At 44.0% G+C, this 17,191-nt stretch carries 18 protein-coding genes; 16 read left to right on the top strand and 2 right to left on the bottom strand.

Translation table 11 applies throughout. The annotated features are described in order from the left end of the window. The first annotated feature begins 1 nt into the window (after window position 1). The 14 genes from B5D26_RS13470 to B5D26_RS13405 all read left to right on the top strand — a co-directional run bounded on the left by B5D26_RS13470 (window position 2) and on the right by B5D26_RS13405 (window position 11,513). Window positions 2-643: an SPOR domain-containing protein gene (locus tag B5D26_RS13470; protein ID WP_078746246.1), complete on the top strand. Its 642-nt coding sequence runs from the start codon at window positions 2-4 to the stop codon at window positions 641-643. 222 nt (window positions 644-865) lie between these two features. Then, on the top strand, window positions 866-1,390 hold the full coding sequence (hslV, locus tag B5D26_RS13465; RefSeq protein WP_078746245.1) for an ATP-dependent protease subunit HslV: 525 nt from the start codon (window positions 866-868) through the stop codon (window positions 1,388-1,390). An 83-nt stretch (window positions 1,391-1,473) separates the two neighbouring features. Beyond that, on the top strand, window positions 1,474-2,802 hold the full coding sequence (hslU, locus tag B5D26_RS13460; RefSeq protein ID WP_078746244.1) for an HslU--HslV peptidase ATPase subunit: 1,329 nt from the start codon (window positions 1,474-1,476) through the stop codon (window positions 2,800-2,802). Between the two features lie 96 nt (window positions 2,803-2,898). Beyond that, window positions 2,899-3,318, top strand: coding sequence for a gamma-butyrobetaine hydroxylase family protein (locus tag B5D26_RS13455; RefSeq protein WP_078746243.1), 420 nt, complete (start codon window positions 2,899-2,901; stop codon window positions 3,316-3,318). A gap of 86 nt (window positions 3,319-3,404) precedes the next feature. Then, window positions 3,405-4,166 (top strand): bifunctional demethylmenaquinone methyltransferase/2-methoxy-6-polyprenyl-1,4-benzoquinol methylase UbiE, encoded by a 762-nt coding sequence (gene ubiE / locus B5D26_RS13450; RefSeq protein ID WP_078746242.1) that lies wholly within the window; start codon window positions 3,405-3,407, stop codon window positions 4,164-4,166. Next, entirely contained in the window at window positions 4,167-4,823 is a 657-nt protein-coding gene (locus B5D26_RS13445; protein WP_078746241.1) for a ubiquinone biosynthesis accessory factor UbiJ, read from the top strand. It abuts the gene before it with no gap. Window positions 4,824-4,837: 14 nt separating this feature from the next. Then, a complete protein-coding gene (ubiB, locus tag B5D26_RS13440; protein WP_234985301.1) occupies window positions 4,838-6,469 on the top strand; it encodes a ubiquinone biosynthesis regulatory protein kinase UbiB in 1,632 nt (543 codons plus the stop codon). A gap of 92 nt (window positions 6,470-6,561) precedes the next feature. Then, entirely contained in the window at window positions 6,562-6,888 is a 327-nt protein-coding gene (locus B5D26_RS13435; RefSeq protein WP_078746240.1) for a phosphoribosyl-ATP diphosphatase, read from the top strand. 45 nt (window positions 6,889-6,933) lie between these two features. After that, a complete protein-coding gene (tatA, locus tag B5D26_RS13430; RefSeq protein ID WP_078746239.1) occupies window positions 6,934-7,173 on the top strand; it encodes a Sec-independent protein translocase subunit TatA in 240 nt (79 codons plus the stop codon). A gap of 44 nt (window positions 7,174-7,217) precedes the next feature. After that, complete coding sequence (gene tatB / locus B5D26_RS13425) at window positions 7,218-7,664, top strand: Sec-independent protein translocase protein TatB (RefSeq protein ID WP_078746238.1); 447 nt, start codon at window positions 7,218-7,220, stop codon at window positions 7,662-7,664. Window positions 7,665-7,666: 2 nt separating this feature from the next. Further along, window positions 7,667-8,464, top strand: coding sequence for a twin-arginine translocase subunit TatC (gene tatC / locus B5D26_RS13420; RefSeq protein ID WP_078746237.1), 798 nt, complete (start codon window positions 7,667-7,669; stop codon window positions 8,462-8,464). 233 nt (window positions 8,465-8,697) lie between these two features. Next, complete coding sequence (locus B5D26_RS13415) at window positions 8,698-9,471, top strand: oxygen-binding di-iron domain-containing protein (protein ID WP_078746236.1); 774 nt, start codon at window positions 8,698-8,700, stop codon at window positions 9,469-9,471. Between the two features lie 26 nt (window positions 9,472-9,497). Next, on the top strand, window positions 9,498-10,292 hold the full coding sequence (locus tag B5D26_RS13410; protein WP_078746235.1) for an oxygen-binding di-iron domain-containing protein: 795 nt from the start codon (window positions 9,498-9,500) through the stop codon (window positions 10,290-10,292). A gap of 30 nt (window positions 10,293-10,322) precedes the next feature. Beyond that, complete coding sequence (locus tag B5D26_RS13405; protein WP_078746234.1) at window positions 10,323-11,513, top strand: HD-GYP domain-containing protein; 1,191 nt, start codon at window positions 10,323-10,325, stop codon at window positions 11,511-11,513. A gap of 96 nt (window positions 11,514-11,609) precedes the next feature. Here the strand turns inward: B5D26_RS13405 and elbB are convergent, their stop codons facing one another. Together elbB and B5D26_RS13395 are read right to left on the bottom strand one after the other, a co-directional pair. Next, window positions 11,610-12,266 (bottom strand): isoprenoid biosynthesis glyoxalase ElbB, encoded by a 657-nt coding sequence (elbB, locus tag B5D26_RS13400; protein ID WP_078746233.1) that lies wholly within the window; start codon window positions 12,264-12,266, stop codon window positions 11,610-11,612. Window positions 12,267-12,338: 72 nt separating this feature from the next. Further along, window positions 12,339-13,169 carry a sterol desaturase family protein gene (locus tag B5D26_RS13395; protein WP_078746232.1) on the bottom strand — a complete coding sequence of 277 codons (831 nt, stop codon included), beginning with the start codon at window positions 13,167-13,169 and terminating at the stop codon, window positions 12,339-12,341. A 244-nt stretch (window positions 13,170-13,413) separates the two neighbouring features. Between B5D26_RS13395 and hemB the strand changes: the two genes are divergently transcribed. Beyond that, window positions 13,414-14,424 carry a porphobilinogen synthase gene (hemB, locus tag B5D26_RS13390; protein ID WP_407668535.1) on the top strand — a complete coding sequence of 337 codons (1,011 nt, stop codon included), beginning with the start codon at window positions 13,414-13,416 and terminating at the stop codon, window positions 14,422-14,424. 82 nt (window positions 14,425-14,506) lie between these two features. Further along, window positions 14,507-16,714, top strand: coding sequence for a polyphosphate kinase 1 (ppk1, locus tag B5D26_RS13385; RefSeq protein ID WP_078746231.1), 2,208 nt, complete (start codon window positions 14,507-14,509; stop codon window positions 16,712-16,714). Window positions 16,715-17,191 lie beyond the last annotated feature (477 nt).

Raw genomic sequence — 17,191 nt, 5'->3', positions numbered from 1 at the left:
AATGAGCAAGCCCTACGTCAAAGCCAATAGAAACAGAAACTCTGCTGCAAACTCAAAGCCAGAGGCGGGCACGTCGGTGCGTGCTGGCGCGTCACCTCGACCTAAAGAGGCTGTGGTAGTAGAACGTAAGTCTTTACCTGCTTGGACTTGGTTGATTTTTGGCGTAGTGCTGGGCTTTGGTTTGGCGCGCTGGACAGGTGAAAGCGCACAACCTGTAGAAAATCTGCCGGCTATACAGCCTGCTAGACCTCAGCCGCAAGCAGTCGAGCCTGTAGCAGCTACACCGGCAGAAGAATCTGATTCTGATCGTAAACGCTATGATTTTTACAACCTCTTGCCAGAGCAAGAGGTCACCATGGATAAGGTAGAAGAGTACAAGTCAACGCCGCGTGATGATGAAAGCCTGCCGGAATATATGCTACAAGTTGGCTCCTTTAAGACTAAAGCTGAAGCAGACCAGTTTGTGGCTAAGCTAAAGGAGATGGGCTTTACCTCGCAAATCTCCTCTATTACAGCAGAGACTGGTACTGAGTGGCATCGTGTGCGTATTGGGCCATTTCAAGATCGACGTAAATTGAATAAAGCGCAAGATCAGATGGCGAAGCAAAATATTCAGTCACTCTTGATTAGGTTGCCTAAGTAAATTCTAAAAAATAGCCTCTTATGGGGCTATTTTTTTGACAGTCGTATTTTCCTTAATATTTTGCAGTTGCCCTCGGTACTCTTTGGCAATAAATCTATCCTAATGCTTGAATTCCTTGTAAACGCCACCATTTTCTTATTTTTGGGGTGGTTCTACCCGTTATCTGTGAAGAGATTTAGAGACAACAAACCTTAGTGTTTGTTGTCCATACTGGAGTAAAAGATGACTACCATTGTTGCTGTGCGTCGCGATAATCAAGTTGTATTAGGTGGTGATGGACAGGTTTCTTTAGGTAATACCGTGATGAAAGGTAATGCCCGTAAAGTACGCCGTTTATATCGTAATCAAGTGATAGCGGGCTTTGCAGGCGGTACAGCGGATGCTTTTACCTTGTTTGAGCGTTTTGAAGCACAGCTAGAAAAACACCAAGGCCAACTGGTGCGGGCAGCTGTAGAAATGGCAAAAGATTGGCGTACTGACCGTGCACTGCGTCGTTTAGAAGCGATGTTGGTAGTAGCTGATAAAACGGCTTCTTTAGTGATCTCAGGTACGGGTGACGTTGTAGAGCCCGAGCATGGTGTGGTCGCAATCGGTTCTGGCGGTAACTATGCTTTAGCTGCTGCTCGTGCTTTGCATGAAAATACCGATATGTCAGCCAAAGAGATTGTAGAGAAAAGTTTGGCAATGGCGGGTGATATTTGTGTATTTACCAATCACACGCCAACTATTGAAGAATTGAACTGGTAAGTCGTTTTACTAAATTAAGCTTGAATTTAATTTGATTACCACAAACGCTTTATCAAGATTGCCCAGATTATAGAGATAAAACTATGTCACAAATGACACCGCGTGAGATTGTATCTGAATTAGATCGTTATATTGTGGGTCAAGCGGGTGCAAAACGCTCGGTTGCCATTGCCTTACGTAATCGCTGGCGCAGAATGCAGTTACCTGCTGAATTACGAGCGGAAGTAACACCAAAAAATATTTTGATGATTGGCCCAACTGGTGTGGGTAAAACAGAAATTGCTCGTCGTTTAGCCAAGCTGGCAAATGCGCCTTTTATCAAAGTTGAAGCCACTAAGTTCACTGAAGTGGGTTATGTGGGGCGTGATGTGGAAACCATTATCCGCGATTTGACCGACATGGCGATGAAAATGCTACGTGAGCAAGCAGTTAAGTCTGTGCGCCACCGTGCAGAAGAAGCGGCTGAAGAGCGTATTTTAGACGCATTACTGCCACCGCCGCGTGCAGGTTTTAATGAGGAACCTGCTCGTGCAGACTCAAGCACTCGCCAAGTGTTCCGCAAAAAATTGCGTGAAGGTGAGCTAGACGACAAAGAGATTGAAATCAATGTCGCTGCGCCAAATGTGGGTGTTGAAATTATGGCGCCCCCAGGCATGGAAGAGATGACCAGTCAGTTGCAAAGTATGTTCTCGAATTTGTCTAACGAGCGCACTAAAACGCGCAAGATGAAAGTAAAAGACGCACTGCGCCAAGCGACTGATGAAGAAGCTTCTAAGTTGGTAAATGAGGATGAACTAAAAGGCTCAGTGATTGATGCGGTTGAGCAAAATGGTATCGTCTTTATTGATGAGATCGACAAAGTGGCCAAGCGTGGTGAATCTGGTAGTGGTGCCGATGTTTCGCGTGAAGGTGTACAGCGTGACCTGCTACCTTTAATCGAAGGTAGCACAGTTTCAACTAAACACGGTATGGTGAAAACTGATCACATCTTGTTTATTGCCTCAGGTGCTTTCCACTTGAGCAAACCTTCTGACTTGATTCCTGAGCTACAAGGTCGTTTGCCAATCCGTGTTGAGCTAAACGCCTTAACACCTGATGATTTTAAACGCATTTTGACAGAGCCTGATGCTGCACTGACCATTCAATACAAGGCGTTGTTAGCCACTGAAGGTTTAGATATTGAATTCACAGAAGACGGCATTAACCGTCTGGCTGAAATTGCATGGCAGGTTAACGAAGGCACAGAAAATATCGGTGCCCGTCGTTTGCATACGGTGATGGAGCGTTTGTTAGAGAGCATCTCTTTCGAGGCCAGTGATCTAACAGATAAAATTACCATTGATGCGGCTTATGTTGATGGCCAATTGAATGATCTAGCGCGTGATGAAGATCTAAGTCGCTTTATTCTATAAAACAGCCAGTTTCTCCGTTGCGAACAGATGGGCGGATTTTCCGCCCATCTTGTTTTTGCGGGTATTCAACTTTTTCACAGTTTTGTGGAGGCTTTTATGTCTCAAGACACCCCTCAAACAACACCATCTGATGCACCGCAGCTTGTACCTACTGATATTAAATACCGCAAAAAATCTAATCTATTAGCGCTGACTTATGCTGATGGTACGGTATACGAGTTAGAGGCAGAATTTTTGCGGGTTTACTCTCCTTCTGCTGAGGTGAAAGGCCACGGTGAAGGTTCTGAAGTTTTGCAGGTCGGCAAAAAATATGTCGCCATTCAGAATATTCTGCCTGCAGGTAGTTACGCCATCAAAATCATCTTTGATGATGGCCATGACTCCGGCCTGTACTCTTGGGACTATCTTTACGAAATAGGTCGCCATAAAGAGGTATTTTGGCAAGGGTATTTAAAACGTTTGGCGGAAGCGAACGCCAGTCGAGAACCAAAGCTGATTTCAATCAAACAGTTATAAGCCATTGATAATCCACCTTGCGCTGACAAAGACAAAAGCGCCTTGTCGGTTTACAATGACGCAATTTTGTTAGTGAAGGTCTCATCATGTCAGATTCAGGTAATGAAAAACAAACTACGCATTTTGGCTATCAGCAAGTTGCGGTAGATGAAAAAGCTGGAAAAGTGGCTGAAGTATTCCACTCAGTTGCAGCTAAATATGATCTGATGAATGACTTGATGTCTATGGGGATTCACCGTCTATGGAAACGCATGACCATTGAAATGAGTGGTGTGCGTCAAGGCCATCAAGTGCTGGATATTGCAGGTGGTACAGGGGATTTAACGCTAAAATTCTCGCGTCTTGTGGGTAAAGAGGGTCGCGTAGTTTTGGCGGATATCAACGACTCCATGCTGAAAGTAGGTCGTGATAAGCTGCTGGATAAAGGCTGTAGCGGTAATGTTGAATTTGTTCAAGCCAATGCAGAGTGCCTACCTTTTCCTGACAATACCTTCGATTGTATTACCATTGCGTTTGGTCTGCGTAATGTCACCGACAAAGATATGGCGTTACGTTCTATGGCGCGTATTCTTAAGCCGGGTGGACGCTTGTTGGTGCTAGAGTTCTCTAAACCAACCAATCCCGTCATGAGCAAAATTTACGATACTTACTCATTCACGGCCTTACCATTTATGGGTAAGTTGGTGACCAACGATTCTGAAAGCTATCGTTATCTTGCAGAGTCCATTCGTATGCATCCTGATCAAGAAACTTTGAAAGGCATGATGGAGGCCGCTGGTTTGTCTCGTGTTGAATATCACAATATGACCAGTGGTGTAGTGGCTCTGCACAGAGGCATTAAGCTTTAAATGTTGTGGCATGGCGTACTAGAGTTCGCACAGGTCACGATGAATGGCCTGATTGCTCAAGATGTTGGTGCACAAACCCAACTGCAACAGTTGCAGGGTAAAGTACTGCGTATTCGATGTACTGAGCCTGCTTTTAGCTGTTTAGTTTGGCCTTCTGTTCAAGGCTTGTCCTTAGAAAAAGAGTGTTGGGATGAGAGTATTCCAGCGCTTGATGTTGATGCAGAAATTTGTGGTACAAGCGCCCAGTTCCGACGCTTTATGCTCGCAGGAGCCGAGCAAGAAAGGCTGCTTTTCCAAGGCCAGCTTCAGCTCAGTGGTGATACGCAGCTTGTACAGCGTTTACAAACAATATTAAAAACAATTGATTTAGACTGGTCTAGGCTACTGGAGTCAGGCTTAGGTACAGTGCCTACGGCACTATTATTAGCGCCCTTGAAGGCATTACAGACATGGCGTCAACAAGCACTTGGCACTAGCCAAGCTGATTGGCAAGAGTATTTGCAATATGAGCTATCTGTGCTGCCTAGTCGTCATGAGCTTCATTACTATTGTAATAATATCAATGGCTTGCGCCAATCCACTGAGCGCTTAGAAGCCCGTGTACAGCGTTTGCAATCCCAACTTGAATCCTTGCGCACTCAGGATTCAACAAGATAAGTTTCGGAGTCATCGTGTCCCGTCTGCGTCGCCTGCTTAGAATTTTGTTTGTATTCAGCCGTTACCGTCTGGACAGTTTGATTCCACTTGAACGTCTGCCTTGGCTTGCGGCCTTTCTACTGCGCTATTCGCCTTTGAATTTGATCCCTATAGGTGCTAAGAGCCGTGGGGAGCGTCTGCGTTTAGCTTTAGAAGAGCTAGGGCCAATTTTTATCAAATTTGGTCAGATGCTATCCACTCGTCGTGACTTGCTGCCTGATGACATCGCCGATGAGTTGAAAAAGCTACAAGATCAAGTGCCGCCTTTTCCTAGTCATCTTGCTGTAAAAGAGATTGAAACGGCGTTAGGCCAGCCTGTTGATGAGCTATTCAAACTTTTTGAACGTGAGCCAATGGCATCTGCCTCTATTGCACAGGTACATGCGGCAGAGCTGAAAACGGGTGAAAAAGTAGTCGTAAAAGTGATTCGTCCCGGCATCAAAAAGGTACTGCGCAAAGACATCAAGCTGCTTTATACCTTGGCGCACCTGCTGAACCGTTGGGTGCCTGATGCGCAACGCTTGCACCCTGTCGCCATTGTTGCAGATTACGAAGTTACTTTATTTGACGAGTTAGACTTGCAAAAAGAGGCCGCCAATACCTCGCAGCTCCGTCGAAACTTTGAGGGTTCACCAGCACTGTACGTGCCACAGGTTTACTGGAATTACACTCGTCGTAGCGTGATGGTGCAAGAGCGCATCTATGGTATACCAGTGGCTGAGGTAGACCGTTTAATCGAGCATGGTATCAATATGAAAAAGTTGGCGGAACGTGGGGTAGAGGTGTTTTTTACCCAAGTGTTTCGCGATAATTTTTTCCATGCGGATATGCACCCAGGTAATATTTTTATCTCTTTCGAACATCCCCATGATCCACAGTATATCGGTATTGATTGTGGGATCGTGGGCAGCTTGTCAGAGGAAGATCAGCAATATTTGGCACGTAATTTATTGGCTTTTTTCCGCCAAGATTATAACGAAGTTGCGCGTCTGCATATTGAATCGGGTTGGGTGGGCGAAGGGACAAAAGTTAACGAATTTGCTACGGCCATTCGTGCTGTCTGCGAGCCTATTTTTGAGAAGCCGCTAAAAGAGATCTCATTTGGTCAGGTTCTGCTGGGGCTTTTTCAAACCGCCCGTCGTTTCAATATGGAGGTGCAACCTCAACTGGTCTTGTTGCAGAAAACCTTACTGAATATTGAGGGGCTAGGTCGCCAGCTTTACCCTGATTTGGATCTTTGGACCACTGCCAAACCCTTTTTAGAGTCATGGGTTAAACAGCGTATGGGGCCAAAAGGCGTTTGGAAAAATATCCGTACTCAATTTCCTAATTGGATGGAGCAACTTCCGGAACTACCGAATTTGGTGTACAACGCACTGGAGCAAAGTCAGCGTACTGAGCGTCGTCAAATCAAACAAGAGGCTCTGCTGACACGTTTGGTTGAAAGTGGTGAGCGTAAGCGGCGTTTTGGTTCAGTTTCTTTAGGTTGGTTTTTAATTTTAGCAGCGATTCTTGCCGCTTCTGATGGTTGGCAATGGTTGCTAGAATTACCAACTTCTGCACAGTGGCTGTTGGCGGCTGGCGTGCTACTTTTAGCACGTCGTTAAACGTGGTTTCTGGCATAAAATTACTTTATGCTTGGCTACCTTGTGACCCTAAGGTTTTTCAAAACAAAGTGTTAACAAAAGGTTGGTGATGGATGAGTGATGTGTTGCAACAGCTAGGTCAAATTCTGGAACAGCGTCGTAATGCTGACCCTGAGTCTTCTTATGTAGCACAACTGCATCATAAAGGCCTGAACAAAATTCTGGAAAAAGTCGGTGAAGAGGCGACGGAAACAATTATCGCAGCCAAAGATGCACAAAACAGTGGTAATTGTGATGACTTAGTATACGAAACTGCTGATTTATGGTTTCACAGCTTAGTCGCGCTATCTCATTTAGGTGTACAGCCTCAGGCTGTTTTAGATGAGCTATCTCGTCGTTTTGGTTTATCTGGCTTAGAAGAAAAAGCCTCAAGAAAGTAGACGCTAATTCAGCGCTAAACCCTATTCAATCATGGGAGACTATTTATGTTAGGTGGCATCAGTATTTGGCAGTTGTTGATTGTTCTTGGCATCATCATTCTGATTTTTGGCACTAAAAAACTGCGTAATGTAGGCAGTGATTTAGGTGGTGCGGTAAAGGGCTTTAAAGAAGCCGTGAGTAACCCTGAAAAGAAAGATGAAGGTGTAGAAAAGGCCAGCATCGAGAAGAAAGAATCAGATCAAGTGATCGATAGCACCGCTGAGAAAACTCAACAGAAGCCATAAATTCTGAAGGGTTTTTGAACTAGTATTTTTGATGAGCGCAGGCGATGTTTGATATTGGCTTTTTTGAGTTAGTGGTAATTGGTATTTTGGCGCTGTTAGTGCTTGGGCCTGAGCGTCTGCCTAAAGCTGCTCGAACTGCAGGGATGTGGGTTGGCCGTATCAAACAGAGCGTGGGCAGTATTCAGCAAGAAATTAATCAACAGTTGCACATGGAAGAGATGCAGCGGCAGTTGGATGAAAACCGCCGTAAGTTAGAAGACACTTTGCGCCAACAAGAGGCGCTATTAACTCAGCCTGATCGCTCAGATGAAAGTATTGCTGCAGCTAAAACTAACGGCCCGAACTCTGATGCGCCCACAACCAATCATAATGGTTCTGTTGAAATTGCTTCAGAGACTAGTACTGAAGCTCTTGCACAAAGTGTAAATTCTTCCCCTTCCAAAGCAGACGACTCGCCTTATGGCAGTACTGAGCCGGAGCGTAAAAGCTGAACATGAGCCAAACTGAACAACCTCAGTTACCGCCTCCAGAGTTAGAGGAAGGTAAGCACGCGCCCCTAATTGAGCACCTGATAGAGCTACGCACGCGCTTACTGCGCTCAGTGCTAGTAATCTTAGCCATCTTTCTGGGTTTGTACTATTTCTCGAATGATCTTTATATGATCGTTTCTGAGCCACTACGTACCTTATTACCAGAAGGTACGCAGATGATTGCAACAGAAGTTGCCTCTCCGTTTTTAGCACCCTTTAAGCTGACGTTGGTGGTCTCTATTTTTGCGGCGGTGCCTTATCTGCTGTATCAAGTCTGGAGCTTTATCGCACCAGGCTTATATCAAAATGAGAAAAAAATCGCGTTACCACTGCTGGCTTCTAGTGTGGTGTTGTTTTATGCAGGAGCAGTTTTTGCCTACTATGTAGTGTTTCCAATTATCTTCGCGTTCTTTACTTCGGCAGGCCCCATTGATGTGGCCATCATGACGGATATTAACTCCTACCTTAATTTCGTTTTGAAGCTTTTCTTTGCTTTTGGCGTCGCTTTTGAAATTCCGGTTGCAACTTTTATTTTGATTTGGACAGGTATTGCATCGGTCGAGTCTCTGTCAGAGAAGCGCCCCTATGTGGTGATATTCTGTTTTGTCATTGGCATGTTACTGACGCCTCCTGATGTGATTTCACAGACCTTATTAGCGCTACCTATGTGGCTACTATATGAGCTGGGTATTATCATGGGGCGATTTGTAAAAAAAGGTTCGCCCGATTCTCGTGACGCAGAGCAAAGCCCTAACGAATAAGTTTTATAGATTAAGTTAGGGTTTATGCAGGCTCTAACTTAACTTTGTTACAGCTTCTTACAAAGAAGATGTAAGAGATCTGCTATACCACACCTCTTTTTGTTTTAGATCAAATTATTCTCTCAATATCTAGTCTTTAATAATCCAGCTGTTTTTCAGGCATGGCAATTTAGCTATTGCTTGATTTTAGTGAAGGATATTTATTTTGACTGGATATAAGGATATTTTTGATCATGGTTGATCAAAGTAAAATTCTCTACGAGGACGATGAGCACCAAGTTATTTGGTTTGGCTGGGAGGATCACGAGCACGAGTCCTTGGTACAATCAAATCAACTATTGGTTATCAATGCAGATAACGCTTACCTATTTGATCCAGGTGGAGCGTACATCTTTTCAGAAGTTGCCTCAGAAGTTGCCAAATATATTCCTCTGAGCCAGATTCGCTATATTTTAGCCACTCACCAAGACCCTGACGTTTTGTCGTCTATTACTCTGTGGCTGAAGTCCACAAATGCTCGTTTACTAGTTTCACGTCTATGGATTCGTTTTGTATCGCACTTTGGTTTTAGCGATAACAGCCGGTTAGTCTCAATCGAAGATCATGGAAAACAGATTCGTCTTGATGGTAACGAGTATATCAAGCTACTACCTGCACACTTTTTACACAGTGAGGGTAATTTTTGTTTTTATGACACCCGCTCAAAAATTCTTTTCACAGGTGATATTGGGGCGGCCGTATTTCCAAAGGGCGAACGTTATTTAGAGGTTTCTGATTGGGAAACTCATGTCTCCTACATGGAAGGCTTTCATAAACGTTACATGGGTAATAACTTGGCCCTTCGGCGCTGGATTCAAAGTGTGCGCCATTTAGAGATCAGCAGCATAGTGCCGCAGCACGGTGCCATTATTCCGAAAGAGATGGTGCCACAGTTTTTTGCATGGTTAGAACAGCTGGAGTGTGGGACGGATCTGCTGGACCAGATCTATGACAACGCACTTGCCTAAGACATCACAATAAGAAGAGGTGGGCAATGGATCAGAAAATTACACGAGTTGATGAGAGCAAAATTCTCTATGAGGATGACGAGCATCAGGTGGTTTGGTTTGGCTGGGAAGAACAGGAAGGTTCAGACGCCTTTGTGCAAACTAATCAATGCTTAGTTGTGAATCAAGACAAAGGGTATTTTTTTGATCCGGGCGGTACTTATGTTTTCCACCATGTATTAGAAAACATTATGCGCGTCATCAATCCAAGGCAGATTCGTTATCTGTTTGCCACCCATCAGGATCCTGATGTGTGCTCTTCAATTCCATATTGGATGAAAACAACAGACGCGGATCTTCTAATATCTAGATTGTGGCTACATTTTGTCTCTCACTTCGGTATGGAGGATATCGACCGAGTGATGGCTGTACCAGATAACGGTGGCCGAATCACTTTGGATAGCGGTGACTATATCGCTTTGATTCCGGCGCATTTTCTACACAGTGAAGGCAACTTCAGTTTGTATGATAGTCGCTCTGGTATTTTGTTCTCAGGTGATATTGGTGCGGCGATTTTTCCTCCCAATAAGCGTTATATGTTTGTGGATGATTTTGATGAGCATCTGCAGTACATGGAAGGCTTTCATAAGCGCTACATGCATAGCAATCAAGTTTGTGCCAAGTGGGTCAACCTGATTCGTAAGCTCAAGGTGAAAATGATTGTGCCGCAGCATGGTGCTATTTTCCCTGAGGATCAAGTTGAGCGTTTTTTAGGTTGGTTCAGTGAACTGCGTTGTGGCGGCGATTATATCGATCAGATCTATCGCAATGAGCGGTTTTGAGTGCAGGAATGTGCTTTAAGGTAACACCCGATGATCATGAAAGATTTTGAGCTTAGCTCAATTGCTCCTGTCGACTTAAAAATTAATGAGCCAGTACCTTGGCCTGTTTATGATGAGTTTGGCAAACTGCTAATGGCTAAGGGTTCGATTATTCGTACCGAACGTCAGCGCGATATTCTGATTCGTGTGGGCTTGTACGCCCAAGAAACAGTGGATGATGAGTCTGAAAAAGAGGGCAAACTTAAGCCGATTATATTTAATCGGCCAGTGAACCCTTTTGCTGAGTTTGATGATATTTGCCTACGTTTGTCGGAACTCTTTCAGCTTTTAGAAAAAAAGAAAGACCTGCAACAAGATCTTATTCATAAGCGGATTATGGATATAGTGGTCTACCTGCAAGGTTTAGTAGCGCATGATGCAGATGCGATGATAGGGGCGGTGCATCTTCAAGATAACTTCCCTTATCATGTATTACACCCAGTACAGTCTGCTGTGCTATGTGAAATTATTGCCAATCGGCTAGGCCTAGAGCAAGAGCAACGCTTGTCGATGTTAGCTGCAGCGTTAACTTGCAATATTGCGATGAACTCCTATCAGGTGAAGCTACACCAGCAAAGGCAGCCTCTAAACGATCAGCAAAGAGGTGTAATCGAAAAACACCCCGATATCAGTGCGGCTATATTGCAAGCAGCAGGTGTGGTTGATGAATTGTGGTTAATGCTTGTGCGTAAGCACCATGAGCGCCCAGACGGTAGTGGTTATCCTAAGCGTTTAAAAGCAGAAGCGTTACCTATAGAGGCTAAAATTATTGCATTGGCAGATGTTTACTGTGCGATGGTGACGCCTCGCCCTTATCGGCAGCCAGTTTCATATAAAGAAACGCTAAGAGAACTTTTTGTTCAGCGTGGACGTACTGTAGATGAACGCTTAACGACAGTTTTTGTACATGAACTTGGCCTCTATCCACCAGGTGTTTACGTCAAGCTACAGAATGGTGAATTAGCCGTAGTGGTAGGTCGCACAGAAAGTCCAAAACAGCCATTGGTTGCCAGTGTGCGTAAGCCAGATGGTAATGTGTTTTTAAGTCCGCGTAGGCGTAATACAGAGTCTGAAGAATTTTCGATTCGAGCCACCTGCTCTGAAAAGGATAAAGTCGCTGTGAACCCCGCAATATTGTGGGGAATTAATGCATTGCAAATGGGTAAAAAGAACAGAATTTAGCAACATGACATACCACCATCCTTTTGCTGAAAGGATGGTGGTGCAACTTAGAGTGGCTTAATCCACTTGCCTTATAATCCTTCTGTGCTGTTACACTCAACTCAGATCAATGACCTTATCCACAAGCTTGGATATGCCTACAGCCGCTTCTGATATTCTTGTTGCTTCCATATAAGCTGGTGTAGTGATGACTTTGTGCTCGTAGTCGATAACGATATTATCGACATCACAACCGATATGGAGACCACCCATTTCATCAATTTTCCCTGCTGTTGCGGCATCATGACCAATAGTACAACTAACCCCAGGACCTAATATCTTAGGCAGTAAAGTCGGTGCAATGCAGATCATACCAATAGGTTTTTTCTGCTGATGAAACTGTTGTACTAGGCGGCTAAATTCAGCGTTAACCTCGCAATCTGTGCCGGAGAAGGCAAAGGTTGAAAGGTTTTTTGCCACACCAAACCCACCGGGAATAATCAGTGCGTCGAAATCATTTGCGTTAGCCTCGGCTAGTGCATGAACATTTCCGCGATTGATACGTGCAGCTTCAGTAAGCACATTACGCTGCTCTGGCATTAAGTCACCCGTACGATGATCTAAAACATGGTGCTGCATTATGTCAGGTGCAAAACATTGCACATTACAATTAAGTTGATCGAGTCTTAGTAGTGTAAGTGTGGCTTCGAAAATCTCTGTACCATCAAAAACGCCACAACCAGATAATACAACGGCAACTTTTTTATTCTGCATGATGTTCTCCAAATACATTTGAGCCAATGTTTAGAATAGGTGATTAGAGGTTAGCCTGAGTTGGTATTCAATTTATTCACGTTGCTTATTTTTTTGCTGGTTTGCTGCACGATGAACTGGCTGCTTTAGAGCACCCCATAGTAGCCAACCTAAATTATTAGTGGGCAAAGTGGGCGACTCAGGTTGACCAATGTTCATTTCAGTATGGTCTAGTTTTGGCTGAGCCACATAACTGTGAAATAAACGATCCCAGATGCTGAGATTAAACCCAAAGTTTTGGTGCATCTCATTGGTTTCTGTTGAATGATGTACTCGATGCATATCTGGGGTGACAAACAATAAACGTAGTTTCTGATCTAACTTGATTGGCAATGCAATATTGGCGTGATTGAACAGTGCCATACCATTTAGAAGCGCCTCAAATATCAATACTGCAATTGCAGGAGTGCCTAACAGTACTATCGCAATATTTTTTATGAATACAGAGAATATGATTTCAATAGGGTGAAAACGTAAGGCTGTGGATAAATCATAATCTTGGTCGTAGTGGTGTATGCGATGTAATCGCCACAGCCAAGATGACTGATGAAATAGTCGATGCTGCCAATAGATTAAGCCATCTAAAGCGATAATGCTCAGTACAACCGAGATACCATTTGGAATAGACCAAAGATTGAGTAACCCTATGCTGTGCTCTTCTGCCCAAAAAGCAATAGAGACAGGTAGTAGAGAACCTAAAAGGAAGCGTACAACCAACGTATCGACAACAACGAGAGAAAAGTTTGTCAGCCAACGTTTTGCAACGGATTGTAAAGGGGAGCGTCTAGGGAAGCGCCATTGTGCAATAGCGAGTATAATCAGTAACGCAATAAAAATGCTCAATCTGATACTGGTTTCAGTCATGGTCTACCTGCATTTGGTGAGTGAAACAACTTTATCAATAGTGTCAAATAGAGTGTAACCCTAGCCTTGGTGAAAGTCTGTTGTAGAGCCTGTTATCTAGACTTGCTTTTCTTCAGCCTGCCTTTAACCATTATGCTAGTGAATTGATTTATAAGAACTCTGTCTCTATGAAATATTAATGTCATAAATCTGATTGATACTTCATAGGGGCAGGTGATTCTCCTTTTATCTTGGAGTGCCAGCGATAGTGTTCAACTCAAGCCAACGTCAATTTCCTGCAACACGTATGCGTCGTATGCGGGCTGATGATTTTTCTCGTCGCTTAATGCGCGAAAACACACTGAGTGTTGATGATCTTATCTACCCTGTTTTTATTTTAGAGGGTGAAAATCGTCGTGAGTCAATCCCGTCAATGCCTGGGGTTGAGCGCATGAGTCTGGATCTGCTATTAAAAGAGGCCAAAGAGCTGGTAGCACTGGGCATTCCTGCCATTGCGCTATTTCCAGTTCTGTCTCAAGACGTGAAAACAGAATTCGCTGAAGAGTCTTATAACGCCAACGGCTTAGTACAACGCACGGTAAAAGCACTAAAAGATCAAAGCCCAGAGCTGGGTATTATAACTGACGTTGCTCTAGATCCTTATACTATTCATGGGCAGGATGGTCTCATTGATGCACAGGGGTATGTGCTAAATGATCGTACTGTGGATACGCTAGTTAAGCAGGCTCTTTCACACGCGGAGGCGGGTGCAGATATTGTTGCGCCATCTGACATGATGGATGGCCGCATCGGCTCAATTCGTCGAGTGCTCGAACAAGAAAATTTAGTGAATACTCGGATCTTAGCCTATTCAGCAAAGTACGCTTCTAGCTACTACGGGCCATTCCGTGATGCTGTTGGCTCGGCAGGTAATTTGGGTAAAGGCAATAAATTCAGCTATCAAATGGACCCCGCTAATTCGGATGAAGCATTGCATGAAGTGGCAATGGATCTAGCTGAAGGTGCCGACATGGTAATGGTTAAGCCCGGTATGCCGTACTTGGATATCGTTTATCGTGTGAAACATGAATTAAAAGTGCCAACCTTTGTTTATCAGGTCAGTGGTGAATATGCCATGCATATGGCTGCGTTCCAAAATGGTTGGTTATCAGAAGAAGCAGTTACATTAGAGTCGCTAATGTGTATTAAACGTGCGGGTGCCGATGGCATTCTGACTTACTTTGCAAAACGTGCCGCCATTTTGTTACAGCGTTGATAATGCAAAGATAGGTATACATGGTTAATACAATAACCTGTTTGTTCAGGTGGCGATATGAATAACAAGTGGAGGATGATAAATGGATCAGACAAATCAAACGACGTCACCTGAAATAAGCCAAGAGGATACTGGGCTGCAAGATGGTGCAGCTCGCCCGATTTTACGGGTGAATCGCTCAGACAGCGGTACGCGAGGTAAAACAGCCAGTGAGCTTGATAGCGAGATTAATCTAGACAGCCCTGAGCTGTATATTAATCGTGAGTTAAGCCACCTACAGTTTAATATTCGAGTACTAGAACAGGCGCTAGATGTCTCTCATCCACTGCTTAATCGACTGATATTTCTATTGATTTTTAGTAGTAACTTGGATGAGTTTTTTGAAATTCGTGTAGCAGGTCTTAAGCGCCAAATTGCCTTCAGTCGTGAAACTAGCGATATTGACGGTTTAATGCCCCAAGAGCTGTTAAGACGCATTAGTGATATCTGTCATGTAGAGATAGAACGCCAGTACCGCATTCTGAATGATGTGCTGATTCCTGCATTAGAAGAAGAAAACATTCGATTCTTACGTCGGCAAAACTGGAGTAAAGAGCAGTCTGACTGGGTATTTGATTACTTCCGAGACCAGATTCAGCCTGTGATCAGTCCTATTGGCTTAGATCCATCTCATCCATTTCCGCGGCTAGTGAATAAAAGCCTGAACTTTATTGTTTCACTAGAGGGTAAAGATGCCTTTGGTCGCGAAGGTGGTTTGGCAATTATTCCTGCGCCACGCTCATTGCCGCGTCTCATTAGAGTTCCAGATGAAATCAGTGATGTGGGGGATAATTTCGTCTTCCTATCTTCGATGATCCATGCGCATGCCGATAAACTTTTCCCAGGTATGCAAGTTAAGGGCTGCTATCAGTTCCGCTTAACTCGAAATGCAGATTTGATTGTAGATCCTGAGGAAGTGAGTGATCTTGCCAGCGCTCTACGTGGTGAGCTGTTATCCCGTCGCTATGGTGATGCGGTTCGATTAGAAGTGGTTGATACCTGCCCGCAAGAGCTAATTGATGTTCTATTAAAGCAGTTCAACTTAACCGATCAGGAGCTCTACAAAGTAGAAGGGCCTGTAAACCTGAATCGCTTAATGGCAGTGATGGGAGAGTTAAATCGTCCAAATTTATTATACCCACCCTTTACACCGGGTACTTCAAAACCGCTGCGTCGTGGGAATAGTATTTTTGAAGCGATGCAACAGAATGACATCTTACTTCAGCATCCATTTGAATCTTTTACCCCAATTGAAGATCTTTTGCGTGAAGCGGCTCGTGACCCACAAGTGTTAGCCATTAAGCAAACGTTATACCGTACAGGTGCAGATTCAGAAATCGTAAATGCCTTAGTCGAGGCTGCGCGTAATAACAAAGAAGTGACCGTAGTGATTGAGCTGCGTGCTCGCTTTGATGAAGCAGATAACCTGCAACTTGCTAGCAGATTGCAAGAGGCAGGTGCAGTAGTGATTTATGGTGTTGTGGCTTATAAAACTCACGCCAAAATGATGCACATAGTACGCCGAGAAGGCACAAAGATTCGTTATTACGCACACTTAGGAACGGGTAACTATCACGCTAAAACGGCGAAGCTCTATACTGACTACAGCTTGCTAACCAGTGATCCAGCACTTTGTGAAGATGTACATAAGGTTTTTATGCAGCTTTCGGGTATGGGTAAAACCCTTAATATGAAGCAGTTGTTGCACGCACCGTTTACATTGCACAAAAGCCTAATTGAGAAAATTGAACGAGAGGCAGAGTTGGCCGCAAAAGGAAAACCTGCTCGCTTGATATTTAAGTGTAACTCTTTAACCGAGCCTAAAATTATCAAAGCACTCTATAAAGCCTCGCAAGCAGGTGTTGAAGTGAATTTGATTGTTCGCGGTATGTGCTGCTTAAGAGCGGGAGTGAAAGATGTATCTGAAAACATCACCGTTCGCTCAGTTGTCGGGCGTTTCCTCGAACATACAAGGGTTTATTACTTCCAGAATGGCGGTAATGAAGAGATCTACTGCGCAAGTGCAGATCTGATGGAGCGTAATCTGTTCAAGCGAGTTGAAACTTGCTTCCCTATTAATGCTAAAAAGTTGGCGCAAAGGGTTAAAAATGACCTTGAGACCTATCTTTTGGATAATTGCCAAAGCTGGGTGCTGCAAACCGATGGTAGCTACTCTGCAGTAACTCAGGCAGAAGGGACTGATGAGGTTAGTGCTCAAGAAACATTGTTAGATGCTTATGCTCAGCGCTAGTTAAGTCTTAACACACCCACAAAGCCTGCTGTTTAGCGGGCTTTTGTGTATTAAAACCCTGTAATACTGCTCGTCTTCGCCACTTCTACTCTTATTTTTACGCTTTATTATCTTTTTTCAAAAAAACAGTTGCGTAATGCATTCTGCTGCGTATAATACGCGCTCTCTAGTCAGGCAAGGCTTGATTGGAAGTGTTAAGTGCTTGTTTATACTGATGTTTTTGAGTGCGATATTTGATTGGTTCGGTTTTCTGAGTTGATCGGCACTGAAAAGAAAGTTGAAAAAAGTGGTTGACAATACGAGGTTCGGTTCTGTAGAATACGCAGCCTCAGTTGAGCGAAGTGATCGAGATTCTGTCTCTCCTTCGATTAACTAAATTGCTCTTTAAAAATTCAATCAGATAATTCGTGTGGGCGCTTGCTTCGATGGTCTTGGAAAGTCACAAGATTATCAAGGTAAGCAAACTCGAATCAATTC

It is taken from the genome of Oceanospirillum multiglobuliferum (assembly GCF_900167095.1).
GTDB lineage: Bacteria > Pseudomonadota > Gammaproteobacteria > Pseudomonadales > Halomonadaceae > Oceanospirillum > Oceanospirillum multiglobuliferum.
Note: the sequence above shows the minus strand (reverse complement) of the source record. Positions and strands in the feature narration are given on the sequence as shown.

Coding starts and splice junctions, on each gene's coding strand:
- B5D26_RS13395 (WP_078746232.1), bottom strand. CDS start 13,169: ATGACTGAAACCAGTATCAGATTGAGCATTTTTATTGCGTTACTGATT.
- B5D26_RS13445 (WP_078746241.1), top strand. CDS start 4,167: ATGTTGTGGCATGGCGTACTAGAGTTCGCACAGGTCACGATGAATGGC.
- B5D26_RS13455 (WP_078746243.1), top strand. CDS start 2,899: ATGTCTCAAGACACCCCTCAAACAACACCATCTGATGCACCGCAGCTT.
- ubiE (WP_078746242.1), top strand. CDS start 3,405: ATGTCAGATTCAGGTAATGAAAAACAAACTACGCATTTTGGCTATCAG.
- B5D26_RS13405 (WP_078746234.1), top strand. CDS start 10,323: ATGATCATGAAAGATTTTGAGCTTAGCTCAATTGCTCCTGTCGACTTA.
- tatB (WP_078746238.1), top strand. CDS start 7,218: ATGTTTGATATTGGCTTTTTTGAGTTAGTGGTAATTGGTATTTTGGCG.
- B5D26_RS13470 (WP_078746246.1), top strand. CDS start 2: ATGAGCAAGCCCTACGTCAAAGCCAATAGAAACAGAAACTCTGCTGCA.
- B5D26_RS13415 (WP_078746236.1), top strand. CDS start 8,698: ATGGTTGATCAAAGTAAAATTCTCTACGAGGACGATGAGCACCAAGTT.
- B5D26_RS13435 (WP_078746240.1), top strand. CDS start 6,562: ATGAGTGATGTGTTGCAACAGCTAGGTCAAATTCTGGAACAGCGTCGT.
- tatC (WP_078746237.1), top strand. CDS start 7,667: ATGAGCCAAACTGAACAACCTCAGTTACCGCCTCCAGAGTTAGAGGAA.
- elbB (WP_078746233.1), bottom strand. CDS start 12,266: ATGCAGAATAAAAAAGTTGCCGTTGTATTATCTGGTTGTGGCGTTTTT.
- hslU (WP_078746244.1), top strand. CDS start 1,474: ATGTCACAAATGACACCGCGTGAGATTGTATCTGAATTAGATCGTTAT.
- B5D26_RS13410 (WP_078746235.1), top strand. CDS start 9,498: ATGGATCAGAAAATTACACGAGTTGATGAGAGCAAAATTCTCTATGAG.
- ppk1 (WP_078746231.1), top strand. CDS start 14,507: ATGGATCAGACAAATCAAACGACGTCACCTGAAATAAGCCAAGAGGAT.
- hslV (WP_078746245.1), top strand. CDS start 866: ATGACTACCATTGTTGCTGTGCGTCGCGATAATCAAGTTGTATTAGGT.
- tatA (WP_078746239.1), top strand. CDS start 6,934: ATGTTAGGTGGCATCAGTATTTGGCAGTTGTTGATTGTTCTTGGCATC.